This window comes from Chryseobacterium echinoideorum (assembly GCF_007474535.1).
In the GTDB taxonomy this organism is placed as follows: Bacteria; Bacteroidota; Bacteroidia; order Flavobacteriales; family Weeksellaceae; genus Chryseobacterium; species Chryseobacterium echinoideorum.
Genome location: NZ_VKNW01000015.1, coordinates 42,426 through 58,582, shown reverse-complemented (window position 1 = coordinate 58,582; position 16,157 = coordinate 42,426). Strand labels below are relative to the sequence as shown.

Here is a 16,157-nt window from a genome sequence, read left to right as displayed (position 1 = left end):
CAATTCAATTTTTTATTTATCAATTAATTTAAATACTATGAAATTTAAAGGCATAATGATATTGGCATTATTTGCCAGTATTATTTCGTTTGCTCAAGTAGGGATAAATACTGCTACGCCGCAGTCTATGCTTGATGTAAATGGAGATATTACTCTTAGGAATGAACTAAGAGTGGGAGGTACAAAAACAACAGATGGTAAACCGGGAACAAATAATCAGATACTTGTTTCGCAAGGAGATAATGTAACTCCGGAATGGAAAACATCCAAGCTTGGTTTTTTTGAGCAGGATGAATATAGAATTACTGAATCAAATGCTACTGCCGATGAAACTGGAATTAATTTCAGTAATACAAGTTCAGGTGATGGTATAGCAACAAGTCCTTTTGGGGAAAGTATCAACTCCACAAGTCCTGTATGGAGTCCAATACCTGGTTTAGCTTCAAGTTTTACGATCAAAAATACATTGAACAGGACTAACTTTTTGTTTCAGACAGGTCTGGAAATGTCTAACGTAGGAACGACTACAGGTGCATATGTGCGTTTTGCATGCGGAATCTTTATAGATGATCAGTTGAGAGCCATCAGATCAGATCAAATTAATGGAATAACTGGTAAAGGGGCAAAAAATCAGTCAATTTTTACATTGAGCTATACTGTAAATAATCTTACAGCAGGTTCTCACACGGTAAAAGTTGCTTGCAGAAGAATTGCCTCAAGCGCAACCGGGTATCATTTAGCAATTGGTAGAACTACTACAGACGGTACCCAGAGAGTAAACAATTTTATGCTGAGATCAATTTTGAAGTTTGATGTCAGTGAACAAGTTAAAATAATATATTAGAGAATGATGATTTTTAATAAATATATAGCTGCTGTTGCGTTGGTTTTCATTAATAGTTTTGTTTTTTCCCAAGTAGGGATCAATACTGAAACACCAAGAGCAAGATTGGACGTGCAGGGAAACTTAAATATAAGAAACAGGATATATCTGGGAGGCTCTGATAGCACAAACGGATTGTTGGGTGATGTGGGGTCGGTTTTGGTTTCGCAAGGAGCTAATAATCCTCCGGTTTGGAAAGTCATCAGAAGACCTGACTTTGATCCTTTTTTGTATACAATTTTCAATAATGTTGCTGCAGAAACAAAGTTGGGAGATACTTTTAATTCAACAACGACAGGTGCTGAAATTCATACACTAAATCAGACATTAGCTTCTTTTGGTGGAATTCAGATCTCAGCATTACAAAAGGATTTTCAAATAGACAATCAGGAGAATATTACGATATTGACTTTTGAGACTATAGCACATATGAATTCAACCGATATAAATTCAGCTGTAGAATTTTCTTGTGGCATTTTCGTAGATGATTTGTTAAAGGGAATTCGTGTGTATACTTTAAATCAACCGGGGTCGGCTACGAATCCGTTTTATACTTTTGATTTGGTAGCGTCAGTCAACAACTTGACAATAGCATCACATACAGCTAAGGTATCTTGTAAAAGGAGAGCAAACTTTAATTCTTTTGCAGGGACATTAGGTGTTGGGAAAGCAGTAAGTGGTAATTTAAATGACTTTATGACCAAATCATCTTTGGTAGTAGAAACATATGAAAAACCAAGTACTGGAAATACGGTTCCTGTCTATAATCCTTAATAAGTAAAATTACAATGAAAAAATATATTTTATTGTTATCTCTGATAACAAATCTGAGTGTTTTATTGGCGCAATCTGGAAATGTAGGGGTTGGTACAACAGTACCACGTTCCAGGTTGGATGTTAACGGAACAATGAACGTAAATAATGAAATTAATCTGGGAGGTACAAACTCTACAGTGGGTAACTCCGGTACAGTAGGTGACCTTATTTCTGCTAACGGAGCAGCTAATCCTACATGGAAAAAATTTGATTTACCTAATGGATATCTTGATGGTCTTGTTCTTACAGCATCATCTTTAAAATCAACAACCGTAGGAGTATCTTTCAATGGAGCAGGGGCAGATGGAGTTGCATATAATGAAAATCAGGCACTCCCATCAGATTGGTTAGAAATCAGTGGAGTAAGCGAACCTGCATTCAAGGTTACAAAGGCATCTAATATTGTCAATATCTTTGTACAAACAGTGGCGCAAGTTACCGGAACAAGTGGAACAGGATCTTTCGGCTGTGGAATATATATTGATAACGAATTGAGATTTACGCGAACCGGCATCGTTAGTGGTGCATCTGGCTCGTACCGAATACTTACACTGAACGCTTCTATACCCAATTTAGGGGTAGGAACTCATACTTACAAATTTGCATGTGCCCAAAGAAATGTTCCTGTAGGAAACACTTTAACGATTGGTCAATCGCAGAATACATCAGTTTTGAGTTCCTCTATGGCAGGAACGTCATCTTCTTTGAAAATACTGGAGCCGATTCAGTAATATGATGCGAATAATCTAATTATAAATTGCTTTCTATTGATGAAAGCAATTTTTTTTTAAATATTAATTTAATATTCATATTCTTTACGGGAATAATTGCTATTTTTGCGGCTTACTATTTTTTTTGAAAATACATTTATTGAATATCAATCTACGTAAAAATATTACAATTTCTTTTCCGGAATTGAAGTTCTTTTTGTTTGCTGTTTTTCTTAATCTTAACCTGTTTCTGAGTGCACAGCAAAGTTTTGATAATCATCAGAAAATTACACTTCATGGTGATGTAAAAATATATTCATCTGATAAGTATTTTAATGAAAAAGTTGTTTCAGGATATATTGATGAAGAGTACAACTTAAATGGTAAAAATGTAGTCGTATTTAATGGAATAAACAATACTGTAAAAGAAAAATACGATCTTAAAAAAAATGTAAAAGCAGCAAAAGAAAAAAGAAATAAGCTCGCTTTTAAAGAAATAAAAAAGAAGATTGATGACTTCGAAAAACGTAAGGAATCTTTTGATTTTCATCATTTAAGGGGCTGTTCTTCATCTGAAGATTTCCTTTCTTTATCACGTCTTCTTAAAGATTCTGCAACTACTTTCTATTCTTATCATCTTTTAAAAACCAACTGCATTGCAGAGAATTATATTATTAAAATATCATTAGAGTTTTTACATGATTCGCGTTTTCATTATTATAATAACAAATCTTTAGATTATTGTTTCTCTGAGGTCTTTTCTGTAAGACCACCTCCTGCTTGCTAAATTTTACACATTTAAATTTTTGAACTTTTAATTATATCTTTTTCTAAAAAGGAAAAAGGTATTAAAATTTATTATCATATGACAAGTAAATATATTTTTACAACGATAAAAAAAACAGTAACACTTTTAATGTCGTCATTAGGTTGTGTTGCTTTTGCTCAGTCTATTCCATGTGATTTCAAAGCGGAATCGACACCAATCTATAGTAATACTTTCGGAACAGGAACAGGAACAAGTACAGATCCCAATGTGATTGGTCATACTTTTGTGGCTTCTTCTCCACCAGATGGATCTTATACGGTGACCAGATCGCTTTCACAAACGGCACAACATACACAGACGGATCTTACGGGAAATAGAGATGCAGGCTATAATACAATTACTGATGGTAGCACAGATGGCAGATATCTTATGATCAATATTAATTCTGGTGCAACGCTCAATCAAGCTATCTATCGTATAAGTAATCTAGGTGTAATACCTGGTCAGGAGTATAGATTTAGAATTGATATGGCAGGGTTGTGTAACAACTGTGCTGATATACCTAATCTACGATTGAATATCAGAGATGCAAGTAATAATGTTCTTGCGACTGCGACTTCTTCTGCTTTGGGAATGGCTAATGATGATGTTTGGAGAAGGCTTACTCTTAATTTTGTGGCTAATACTTCTACAGTGAATTTAGAAATTGTTAATCTACAGGGAAATGGGGCAAGTGGAAATGATTTAGGAATAGATAATATTGTATTTACACCGCTTGAGTGCGATTCTGATGGAGATGGCATTGCAAATTCTTTGGATCTTGACGATGATAATGACGGTATTGATGATTGTACCGAAAAAGGAATAGATCCTAATTCTACAGTGAGTGACATTTTTAAGCTTAATGGGAATGCTACACAGATTAACCCAATGCAAGTAAGACTTACTCCTGCTACCAATACTCAAGCGGGGGAGATGTGGTCTTATGGTAAAGTAGATTTTAGTAAAAGCTTTACATTAACATATCAAGCTAATTTTGGAAGTAGTGATGCCGGTGCAGACGGGATTGCCACAGTTTTTCACAATTCTCCGGATGGAGTTGATGCAGTAGGTGCTTCAGGAGGAGGGCTTGGTGCTTCAGGAATCCAAAATGGTATTGTACTCGAAGTGGATACTTATGATAATGGAACTTCTGTGGGAGATATTCCTAATGATCACGGTCAGATTTGGGCTTCTGCAAGTCAAAGTGGAGCTAACTTGCTTACAACTGCTATAGATTTAGGAAATGTTGAAGATAATGTTTGGAGAACGGTTGTTATAACATGGGACTTTCCCAATAAGAGGCTTTCTTACACTGTAGGGGGAGTCTTGGCAGGAAGTTATACCTTCCCAACTTCAAATCCTATTACCAGTTATTTTGGCGGTACGAGTAGGGTTTACTTTGGTTATACAGCCTCTACAGGAGGAGCTGTAAATGAGCAAAGTGTACGTTTTACAAATTTTTGTTCTGATCTTCCTTTAGAGCTTGATACTGATGGAGATGGTATTGCTAATCATTTAGATCTGGATTCTGACGGAGATGGTTGTTTTGATGCAATAGAAGGAGATGAAAATGTAACATTGTCACAAATAAACGCTAACGGAAGTATCAATACGGTTGCTAATGGTGGCGTAAATGCTAATGGTGTTCCCAATTTAGTCAACCCATCAGGTGCTGCAGATATTGGAAGTGATGTTGGACAAGGAATAGGAGCTTCACAAAATTCAGCATTACAGGATGTTCAATGTGCGAGTGCTTTTGGATGTACTAATTCGATGTATCTTTCCCAAAGTGCTACTTTGTACAATGTAAACACGAGCTCAAATCCTTTTACCTATCCTCCGATAGGAACAGCCTCTGTAACTTATAATGCGATAGGATTAAATCCATTGGACGGGCGTATGTATGGAATGGAGACTTTGAATTCTAATAATGTTGTAGTGATTAATACGGATGGCACTTCTATTAATCTAGGTCCTGTGACAGGGCTTCCTGTAGCAACTTATAATTCAGGTGAGATTGATAATTCAGGTAATTATTACGTGAAAGCGAATACTAATAACAACCAGCTCTATCGTATAAATCTTAATACAATGACCGCTACATTAATTACATTGTCATCAAGTATCAATTTGGCAGATTTTGCTTTTAGAACCAGTAATGGCCTTTTGTATGGAGTCAATTCTGGGAATGGTCAGCTTGTATCAATTAACCCTTCCACTGGTGAAGTTATCGGGATAGGGATAACACCTGGAGCGGTAAATTTTGGTGCAATGTTTGGCTCAAGTACAGGAGAAATGTATGGAGCAAATAATACAGGCGGCTTTTATCAGTTTAATCTTAATAATGGGCAAAGAGTTTTGATTTCAAGTTCTCCTGCCAGTTCTGCAAATGATGGGGCGCATTGCGTTACATCTCCTATTGCCTTCAGTGCTGATCTTGCGGTAACTAAAACCGATGGCGTAACAACCTACTCTTCAGGAACCAATACAACCTATACAATAGTAGCAAGTAATAATGGTCCTTTCGGTGTTTTGGGCGCTACCGTTTCTGATCCTGTTCCTTCGGGAATTCCTTCGGCAAATGTAAGTTACACCGCAGCTGTTGCAGGTGGTGCTACCACTTCAGTTAGCGGAACGCAGACGGGGGCAATTAATGATGTCGTTGATTTGCCTGTTGGTGGAACCGTTACCTATACTGTAGTGGTGAGTATTCCTTTTTCATTTAATGGAAATCTTGTAAATACCGTAACTGTGACTCCGCCTTCGAATATTACAGAAACTACTCCTGCTAATAACACGGCTACAGATACAGATACTCAAGCTGTTTGCTACAAACCGGCTGTTACTGCCGGGACTGTTTTAGATACTTCTCATGGAATTACTTCTCTAAACAGAGCGGGTAACAGTGCATCGGGAAATAACTGGCCGATGGTAAGAAAAGGAGCGTGGACTGCTTTGGAATCTAAAACAAAAGGTTTTGTGCTAAACAGATTGACAACAACTCAAATTTCACAAATACCTGCTGCTGATTTGGTAGAAGGAATGATGGTTTACAATACAACATTAGATTGTTTACAGGTAAATACCACAGGTACTCCGGCAGGCTGGGCTTGCTTTAATACACAGACATGTCCTACTAATTAAACAGATTAATAATTAAAGAAATTTAAAATGAAAAATATATTCACAATACTATTTGCGTTGATTTCCGTATCTGTTTTTTCTCAGGTAGCAATCGGAAAAGCAACTGTTGCATCACCATCGGTGTCTTTAGATTTTGGAACAGGAAACCGTGGGATGATTTTACCTTGGGTTACTTCTACAGCGGCAGTTACTGGCGTAGTAAACGGAAGTATGGTGTATGATCTTACAGATAAAAAAGTAAAAGTAAAATATAATGCCGCAGTATGGAAAGACCTTAGTGTAAATACACAAGGGACAACCGTAGATCCTTTAACAAGTGTTGATGGTGCGCTTATACAAAACACAGCAACAGAAAATACTCTTGCTAAATCTGCTATAGGAACGCTTACTGCCACTCCTGGAATTTTAGTTTTGGAAGACACTAATAAAGCGATGGTTTTACCGAAGGTAGCGAGTCCTCATCTCAATATTATCAATCCTGCACCGGGAATGATAGTATATGATACTTTTAATAAGCAATTAGCTGTTTTCAATGGGACGGTTTGGTCTTTCTGGAAACCATAAATAAAATTTAGCAGATAAAATTTTAACCACTTCATTTTGAGGTGGTTTTTTTGTTTAAGAACTAAAAAATATGTAAATTTGCAGTCTCTTTTGGCGCTTAAATTATACATAATACGGTAAAATATTGAAAATCAACTCTTTCGTAAATTGAAAGGGCTTTTCGTGTTTTATGCTTATTCTGTTATTTTAATCCCATAAGATATCATAAAAATATTTTGCACTACACTGTGAAAAGATATACCAGTGTTGCAGTTAGAATTAGATTTTTTAGAATAAAGAATCAAGAACAAAGACCACTTCTGATAGCGCCAAACATCAAATGTCTTTTCTCCTGCTTCTTTTCTCTTTAAAACTTTTTCTGATATTTTTTAATAAAAACAAAATATTTTTTAACCCTTTCTTAAAAGTTTTATGAGTAAAACAACATCAACAACTAAGGGAGTGGAGAGAATTAATTTCTCTTCGGCTAAAGGAAAAATTATTACTCCTGACTTCTTGGATATCCAATTAGAGTCATTCAGAGAGTTTTTCCAGTTAGACACACTTCCTGAAGACAGAAAGAAAGAAGGTTTGCACAAAACCTTCCAGGAAAACTTTCCAATTACCGATTCCAGAAACCAATTTGTATTGGAATTCTTAGATTATCTGGTAGATTCTCCGCGTTATTCGATTGACGAATGTGTGGAAAGAGGTTTGACGTATTCCGTTCCTCTTAAAGCAAGACTTAAACTGTATTGTACAGATCCTGAACATGAAGATTTTCAGACGGTTGTACAGGATGTTTATTTAGGTCCTGTTCCTTATATGACTCCGTCCGGTTCATTTATTATCAATGGAGCGGAGCGTGTTATTGTAACTCAGTTACACAGATCTCCGGGGGTTTTCTTCGGACAGACTTATCACGCAAACGGAACCAAATTATACTATTCAAGAATTATTCCTTTCAAAGGATCTTGGATGGAATTTACTACCGATATCAACAGCGTAATGTACGCGTATATCGACCGTAAGAAAAAATTACCTTTAACTACATTATTAAGAGCAATCGGTTTTGAATCTGATAAAGATATTCTTCAGATCTTCGACCTTGCAGAAGAAGTGAAAGTTTCTAAAGCAGCACTTAAAAAAGTAGAAGGAAGAACATTAGCTGCAAGAGTTTTGAACACTTGGTTTGAAGATTTCGTAGACGAAGATACCGGTGAAGTTGTTTCTATCGAAAGAAACGAAATCATCTTAGACAGAGAAACGATTCTTGAAAAAGAACATTTAGATCTTATTTTGGATGCTGGTGTGAAATCTATTTTGATTCACAAAGAAAATTCAAACGAATTCTCTATCATTCAGAATACATTACAAAAAGACCCTACCAACTCAGAAAAAGAAGCGGTAGAATATATTTACCGTCAGTTGAGAAATGCAGATCCGCCAGATGAGGAAACTGCAAGAGGAATTATTGAAAAATTGTTCTTCTCTGAGCAAAGATATTCTCTTGGTGAAGTAGGACGTTACAGACTAAACAAAAAATTAGGTCTTAACATTCCTACAACTACCGAGGTTCTTACAAAAGAAGATATCATTGCAATTGTAAGACACCTAATCGAATTGGTAAACTCTAAAGCTGAGGTTGATGATATTGACCACTTATCAAACAGAAGAATTAAAACTGTTGGTGAACAATTGGCAGGTCAGTTCGGGGTAGGTCTTTCAAGAATTGCAAGAACAATCAAGGAAAGAATGAACGTTAGAGATAACGAAATCTTTACTCCGCTTGATCTTGTTAATGCGAAAACTTTAACATCAGTTATTAATTCATTCTTTGGTACCAACCAGCTTTCTCAGTTTATGGATCAAACCAATCCGTTATCAGAAATCACGCATAAGCGTAGACTTTCTGCACTAGGACCTGGTGGTTTATCAAGAGAAAGAGCAGGTTTCGAGGTACGTGACGTTCACCATACTCACTATGGTAGAATTTGTCCTATCGAAACTCCGGAAGGACCAAACATTGGTTTGATCTCTTCTTTAGGGATCTATGCTAAAATCAATACTTTAGGTTTCATCGAAACTCCATACAGAAAAGTAAATGATGGTACTGTAGATTTGAATGCAGATCCGATCTACTTAAATGCAGAAGATGAAGAAGATAAAGTAATTGCTCAGGCAAATGTTGAGCTGAATGATAACGGTGGTTTTGAAACAGATAGAATTATTGCCCGTCTTGACGGTGATTATCCGGTTGTTGAACCTTCTGAAGTTAATTTGATTGACGTTGCTCCGAACCAGATTTCCGGTATTTCAGCCTCACTGATTCCATTCCTGGAGCATGATGATGCAAACCGTGCATTGATGGGATCAAACATGATGCGTCAGGCAGTTCCTTTGTTGAAGCCACAAGCTCCAATCGTAGGGACAGGTCTGGAACAGCAGGTTGCTAAAGATTCAAGAATCCTGATCAATGCAGAAGGAAGAGGTACTGTAGAGTATGTAGATGCAGATAAGATTATCATTAAATATGAAAGAAGCGAAGACGAAGACTTAGTGTCTTTCGAATCCGCTACAAAAACATATAACTTAACTAAGTTTAGAAAAACCAACCAAAGTACAACCATCACTCTAAGACCAAACGTAAGAGTAGGGGATACAGTGGAAAAAGGACAGGTGCTTTGTGACGGTTACGCTACTGAAAAAGGAGAATTGGCTCTTGGTAGAAACTTAGTGGTTGCGTTCATGCCTTGGAAGGGGTACAACTTCGAGGATGCGATCGTAATCAACGAAAAAGTTGTGCGTGAAGACTGGTTTACTTCTATCCACGTTGATGAATATTCTTTGGAAGTTCGTGATACCAAATTAGGTATGGAAGAATTGACAGCAGATATTCCGAATGTTTCAGAAGAAGCTACAAAAGATCTTGACGAGAATGGTATGATCAGAATTGGTGCTGAAGTGAAACCTGGAGATATTATGATCGGTAAGATCACTCCAAAAGGTGAATCTGACCCTACTCCTGAAGAAAAACTTTTGAGAGCGATCTTTGGTGACAAAGCTGGTGATGTGAAAGATGCTTCATTGAAAGCAGATTCTTCATTGAGAGGTGTTGTGATCAACAAAAAGTTGTTCTCAAGAAACATTAAAGATAAAAAGAAAAGAACTGAAGAAAAACTTAAGCTTGAGGAAATTGAAAACACCTACAAAGCTAAGTTTGATGAGTTGAGAAATACTTTAATCGAAAAATTAAATACTATGGTTGGTGGTAAGACCTCTCAAGGGGTTACCAATGACTTAGATGAAGAGATTATCGGTAAAGGGGTGAAATTTACTCACAAGTTATTGACTTCAGTTGAAGATTATGTAAATGTAAGTGGTGCAGACTGGACCGTTGATGCTGATAAAAATGAGTTGATCAAGCAGTTGATTCACAATTATAAAATAAAGTACAACGACATCCAAGGAGTTAAAAACCGTGAGAAATTTGCTATTTCAATCGGAGACGAACTTCCTGCAGGAATCATGAAGCTGGCTAAAGTTTACATTGCTAAAAAACGTAAGCTTAACGTAGGAGATAAAATGGCGGGTCGTCACGGTAACAAAGGTATCGTTTCGAGAATCGTTCGTGAAGAAGATATGCCATTCTTAGAGGATGGAACACCGGTAGATATCGTATTGAATCCACTTGGGGTACCTTCGCGTATGAATATAGGTCAGATCTATGAAACTGTTTTAGGATGGGCTGGTCAGAAGTTGGGAATGAAGTTCGCTACACCAATCTTCGACGGTGCAAGTCTTGATCAGATTACTGAATATACTGAGAAAGCAGGTCTTCCTAAATTTGGTCACACTTATCTTTATGATGGGGGTACCGGAGAAAGATTTACACAGGCTGCAACGGTTGGAGTAATTTATATGCTGAAATTAGGACACATGGTTGATGATAAGATGCACGCACGTTCTATTGGTCCTTATTCATTGATTACTCAGCAACCATTAGGAGGTAAAGCTCAGTTTGGTGGTCAGAGATTTGGAGAGATGGAGGTTTGGGCTCTTGAAGCATTCGGAGCATCCAATATCCTTAGAGAAATCTTGACGGTGAAGTCGGATGACGTGATTGGTAGAGCAAAAACTTACGAAGCGATTGCGAAAGGCGAAGCAATGCCAGAACCTGGTATTCCGGAATCTTTCAACGTATTACTTCACGAGTTACAAGGTCTTGGATTAGACGTAAGATTGGAAGAGTAAATTAAAAGATTTAATTATTAAAAAATTAAAGCATTAATTAAACTCAGAGATAATAAGTGCGAAAGTAATTTTTAAATCTTTCAACCTTTTAATCTTTTAATCAAAATAAAAATTATGTCAAATAAAAATAAATCAAGTAGATTTAATAAAATAACCATCGGTTTAGCTTCACCGGAGTCCATTCTTCAGGATTCCAGAGGAGAAGTTCTTAAGCCGGAAACTATTAACTACAGAACGCATAAACCTGAAAGAGACGGTTTGTTCTGTGAAAAAATCTTTGGTCCTATCAAAGATTACGAATGTGCTTGTGGTAAATACAAGAGAATTCGTTACAAAGGGATCGTTTGTGACCGTTGTGGGGTAGAGGTTACAGAGAAAAAAGTACGTAGAGAGAGAATAGGGCATATCAATCTGGTAGTTCCTATTGCTCACATCTGGTATTTCCGTTCTTTACCAAACAAGATCGGTTACCTTTTGGGAATTCCTTCCAAGAAATTGGATATGATCATTTACTACGAAAGATATGTAGTGATCCAACAAGGTATTGCTAAAAAATTAGACGGTTCAGATTTCGATCACATGGAGTTTCTTACTGAGGAAGAATACCTTGATATTATGGAGACTCTTCCGATCGAAAACCAGTATCTTGATGATTCTGATCCAAACAAATTCATCGCTAAGATGGGTGCTGAAGCGGTTGAGGAACTATTAAAAAGAATTGATCTTGATGCATTGTCTTTCGACTTGAGACACAAAGCTCACAATGAAGGTTCAAAACAAAGAAGAACTGAAGCTCTGAAAAGATTAAACGTAGTAGAAGCATTGAGAGGTGCTAATACAAGAATGATCAACAGACCAGAGTGGATGATTATGCGTGTGCTTCCGGTTATTCCACCAGAACTAAGACCATTAGTTCCGTTGGATGGAGGACGTTTCGCAACTTCCGATTTGAATGACCTTTACAGAAGAGTTATTATCAGAAACAACCGTTTAAAGAGATTATTGGAGATCAAAGCTCCTGAAGTAATCTTGAGAAACGAGAAGCGTATGCTTCAGGAATCAGTAGATTCATTATTCGATAATACAAGAAAATCATCAGCGGTAAAATCTGAATCAAACAGACCATTGAAATCACTTTCAGATTCATTGAAAGGGAAGCAAGGTCGTTTCCGTCAGAACCTATTAGGGAAAAGGGTAGATTACTCTGCGCGTTCGGTAATTGTTGTAGGTCCAAACTTACAGCTTCACGAGTGTGGTATTCCTAAAGATATGGCTGCTGAGCTTTACAAACCATTTATCATTAGAAAACTAATTGAGAGAGGGATTGTAAAAACAGTAAAATCTGCAAAGAGAATTATTGATAGAAAAGAACCGGTAGTGTATGATATCCTTGAAAATGTGATGAAAGGTCACCCTGTTCTACTGAACAGAGCACCTACGCTTCACAGATTGGGTATTCAGGCTTTCCAACCTAAGATGATCGAAGGTAAGGCAATCCAGTTACACCCGTTGGTAACAACAGCATTCAACGCCGATTTCGATGGTGACCAGATGGCGGTACACTTACCGTTAGGTCCTGAAGCAATCCTTGAGGCTCAGTTATTGATGCTAGGTTCTCAGAATATTTTGAACCCTGCAAATGGTTCTCCTATTACCGTACCTTCTCAGGACATGGTTCTTGGTCTTTATTTCATGACTAAAGAATTAAGCTCTACGGAAGATATGAAAGTAAAAGGGGAGGGTCTTGCATTCTATTCTCCTGAAGAAGCGGAAATCGCTTATGCTGAAGGTAGAGTATCTTTAAATGCTAAAGTAAGATGTAGACTTCCGATCAAAGAAAACGGAGAAATCGTTACAAGATTGATTGAAACTTCTGTAGGTAGAATCTTGTTTAACCAGATTGTACCTAAACAATCAGGATATATTAATGAACTTTTGACTAAGAAATCATTAAGAAATGTTATCGGTAAGATCCTTGCTGATACAGATTTCCCTACAACAGTTAAGTTCCTGGATGCAATGAAAGACTTAGGTTATTCAAATGCATTCAAAGGAGGTCTTTCTTTCTCATTAGGAGACATTGTTGTTCCTGTTGAGAAAAAGCAGATGATTGCGCAGTCTATTGAAGCCGTTGACGAAATTAGAGCCAACTATAACATGGGTCTTATTACAGATACAGAAAGATATAATCAGGTAATCGACGTTTGGACAAACACAAACGCAGGATTAACTGAAATGATCATGAGCAGAATGAAAGTTGACCAAGGAGGATTCAACTCTGTATACATGATGCTTGATTCTGGTGCGAGGGGTTCTAAAGAACAGATCCGTCAGTTATCAGGGATGAGAGGTTTGATGGCAAAACCGCAAAAAGCTGGTTCTACCGGTGCGGAGATCATTGAAAACCCGATCCTTGCCAACTTTAAAGAAGGTCTTTCCATCTTAGAATACTTTATCTCTACCCACGGTGCTCGTAAAGGTCTTGCGGATACCGCTCTTAAAACTGCCGATGCGGGTTACTTAACGAGAAGACTGGTAGACGTTGCACAGGATGTTATCGTTACAGAAGAAGACTGTGGAACTTTAAGAGGAACCGAAGTTACTGCATTGAAGAAAAACGACGAAATCGTTGAAAGAATCTCTGAGAGAATATTAGGTAGAGTATCTCTTCATAATATTTATGATCCTGAAACTGACGAATTGGTTGCTAATGCTGATCAAATTATTGATGAAGCTTTAGCTAAGAGAGTTGAAGAAATGGGTCTTGAATCTCTAGAAGTACGTTCACCACTTACTTGTGAAACCAAAAAAGGAATTTGTGCTAAATGTTATGGTAGAAATCTGGCAACTGGTAAAAAAATCCACATGGGTGAAGCAGTAGGTGTAATTGCTGCACAATCTATTGGTGAACCGGGAACTCAGCTTACATTGAGAACTTTCCACCAAGGGGGTACTGCGGGTAACGTATCAGAAAATCCTTCCATCGTGGCAAGAAGAGACGGTATCGTTGAAATGGACGAAGTAAGAACTATTACTTCTGAGGATGAAAACGGAAATAAAGCTGAGGTGGTAGTTTCCCGTTCAACAGAATTCAGATTGGTTGCTGATAACGAAGCTAGAACTCCTTTGATGGTTGCCAACATTCCTTATGGTGCTATCTTGGCTGTAAAACCGGGAGATAAAGTAAGTAAGGGAGACATGATCTGTAGATGGGATCCGTATAACGCCGTTATTATTGCTGAAACTGCAGGTAAAGTTGAGTACGAAGACATTATTCAGGGTGTTTCATTCCAATTGGAAATTGACGAACAAACTGGTTTCGAGGAAAAAGTAATCTCCGAATCAAGAAATAAAAAAGCAGTACCTACCTTGAAAGTAGTAGATTCTAAAGGTGTTGAACAAAAAGGGTACAACTTACCGGTAGGAGCTCACTTAATGGTTAATGATGGTGAAAAAATCAAGGCAGGTAAAGTCCTTATCAAAATCCCGAGAAAATCTGCAAAAGCAGGGGATATCACCGGAGGTCTTCCAAGAGTTACCGAATTATTCGAAGCAAGAAACCCTTCAAACCCGGCGGTTGTTACAGAAATTGATGGGGTAGTTTCTTACGGAAAAATCAAGAGAGGTAACCGTGAATTGATCGTTGAAGCTAAAACTGGCGAAAGAAAAATTTATTTAGTTAAATTATCAAACCAGATTTTGGTACAGGAGAATGACTTCGTAAGAGCTGGTTCGCCACTTTCTGACGGTTCTGTTACTCCGGACGATATCTTGAAGATCAAAGGACCAACTGCCGTTCAGGAATATTTAGTAAATGAAATTCAGGAAGTTTACCGTTTACAAGGGGTAAAAATCGACGACAAGCACTTCGAAATCATCGTAAGACAGATGATGACAAAAGTATCTATTGTTGACGGAGGGGATACTCAATTCCTTGAAGGAGCTCTTGAGCATAAATATGATTTCTTGGAAGAAAACAACAGAGTATTCGGTCTTAAAGTAGTTACTGAAGCAGGAGATTCTAAAGCTTTCAAACCGGGACAGATGATTACTGCAAGAGAATTGAGAGACGAAAACTCAAAATTGAAGCGTGAAGATCAGGCTTTGGTTGAAGTAAGAGATGCATTACCTGCTACAGCTACACCAGTATTGCAAGGAATTACAAGAGCTGCTCTTCAGACCAAATCATTCATGTCTGCTGCATCATTCCAGGAAACAACTAAGGTTCTTAACGAAGCTGCAGTTGCTGGTAAAGTTGATGAATTGAATGGTCTTAAAGAAAACGTGATTGTAGGACACAGAATTCCTGCAGGAACGGGTCTTAAAGAATATCAAAGTGTAATCGTAGGTTCTAGAAAAGAATTCGAAGATCTCAACTAATAAAAAGAATTTTGTGTTTCGCTATATGCCTTTCATATACCGAATCCTTAATTCAAAAAAATAATTATAAATTAATGTTCAGGGTTCAAAGTTTTATTTATTTTTGAACCTTGAATTTTAAAACAAAAACATTAAACAAAAAATGGACAATCAAAATCAAAATCCACAAGACGGAAACATCAACATCCAACTAAACGAAATGATCGCTTCAGGAGTGTACTGTAACTTAGCTTTAGTAAACCACTCTCCATCTGAGTTCGTTGTAGATTTCATCCAGTTAATGCCGGGTGTGCAACAAGCAAACGTAAGATCAAGAGTGATCTTGGCTCCGCTTCATGCGAAAAGAGTTTTAGCTGCACTTCAGCAAAATGTTGCCAACTATGAGCAGCAGTTTGGAGAAATCAAAGAAGTTGAACCTTTCGTATTAGGTGGTAACAACGTAAACGCTTAAGATTTTTTCTTAATCAAGATAAAGATGCCTCAGTATAAACTGGGGCATTTTTTGTTTTGAATAAAAATCCTTTAATGATTTCTTTATAAAATAAAGTTAATTTTAATAAAATTAGCTTTACAAAAAACATTTAATTCCTGATTTAATCTTACATTTATAGTTGAA

General features: G+C 37.1%; 9 protein-coding genes. All 9 read left to right on the top strand.

Annotation, left to right across the window (positions count from 1 at the left end; translation table 11 throughout):
- The first annotated feature begins 37 nt into the window (after positions 1–37).
- Complete coding sequence (locus FOL89_RS16385; RefSeq protein WP_185146993.1) at positions 38–844, top strand: hypothetical protein; 807 nt, start codon at positions 38–40, stop codon at positions 842–844.
- Positions 845–847: 3 nt separating this feature from the next.
- Positions 848–1,657, top strand: a complete 810-nt coding sequence (locus FOL89_RS16380; protein WP_144283847.1) for a hypothetical protein — start codon at positions 848–850, stop codon at positions 1,655–1,657.
- 14 nt (positions 1,658–1,671) lie between these two features.
- A complete protein-coding gene (locus FOL89_RS16375; protein WP_144283846.1) occupies positions 1,672–2,430 on the top strand; it encodes a hypothetical protein in 759 nt (252 codons plus the stop codon).
- Between the two features lie 139 nt (positions 2,431–2,569).
- Entirely contained in the window at positions 2,570–3,196 is a 627-nt protein-coding gene (locus FOL89_RS16370; RefSeq protein ID WP_144283845.1) for a hypothetical protein, read from the top strand.
- Positions 3,197–3,274: 78 nt separating this feature from the next.
- Complete coding sequence (locus FOL89_RS16365) at positions 3,275–6,364, top strand: DUF6923 family protein (RefSeq protein ID WP_144283844.1); 3,090 nt, start codon at positions 3,275–3,277, stop codon at positions 6,362–6,364.
- 27 nt (positions 6,365–6,391) lie between these two features.
- A complete protein-coding gene (locus FOL89_RS16360; protein WP_144283843.1) occupies positions 6,392–6,928 on the top strand; it encodes a hypothetical protein in 537 nt (178 codons plus the stop codon).
- Between the two features lie 411 nt (positions 6,929–7,339).
- On the top strand, positions 7,340–11,161 hold the full coding sequence (rpoB, locus tag FOL89_RS16355) for a DNA-directed RNA polymerase subunit beta (RefSeq protein ID WP_144283842.1): 3,822 nt from the start codon (positions 7,340–7,342) through the stop codon (positions 11,159–11,161).
- Positions 11,162–11,275: 114 nt separating this feature from the next.
- Positions 11,276–15,541: a DNA-directed RNA polymerase subunit beta' gene (rpoC, locus tag FOL89_RS16350; protein ID WP_144283841.1), complete on the top strand. Its 4,266-nt coding sequence runs from the start codon at positions 11,276–11,278 to the stop codon at positions 15,539–15,541.
- Between the two features lie 142 nt (positions 15,542–15,683).
- Positions 15,684–15,992 carry a DUF3467 domain-containing protein gene (locus tag FOL89_RS16345; protein ID WP_089745554.1) on the top strand — a complete coding sequence of 103 codons (309 nt, stop codon included), beginning with the start codon at positions 15,684–15,686 and terminating at the stop codon, positions 15,990–15,992.
- Positions 15,993–16,157 lie beyond the last annotated feature (165 nt).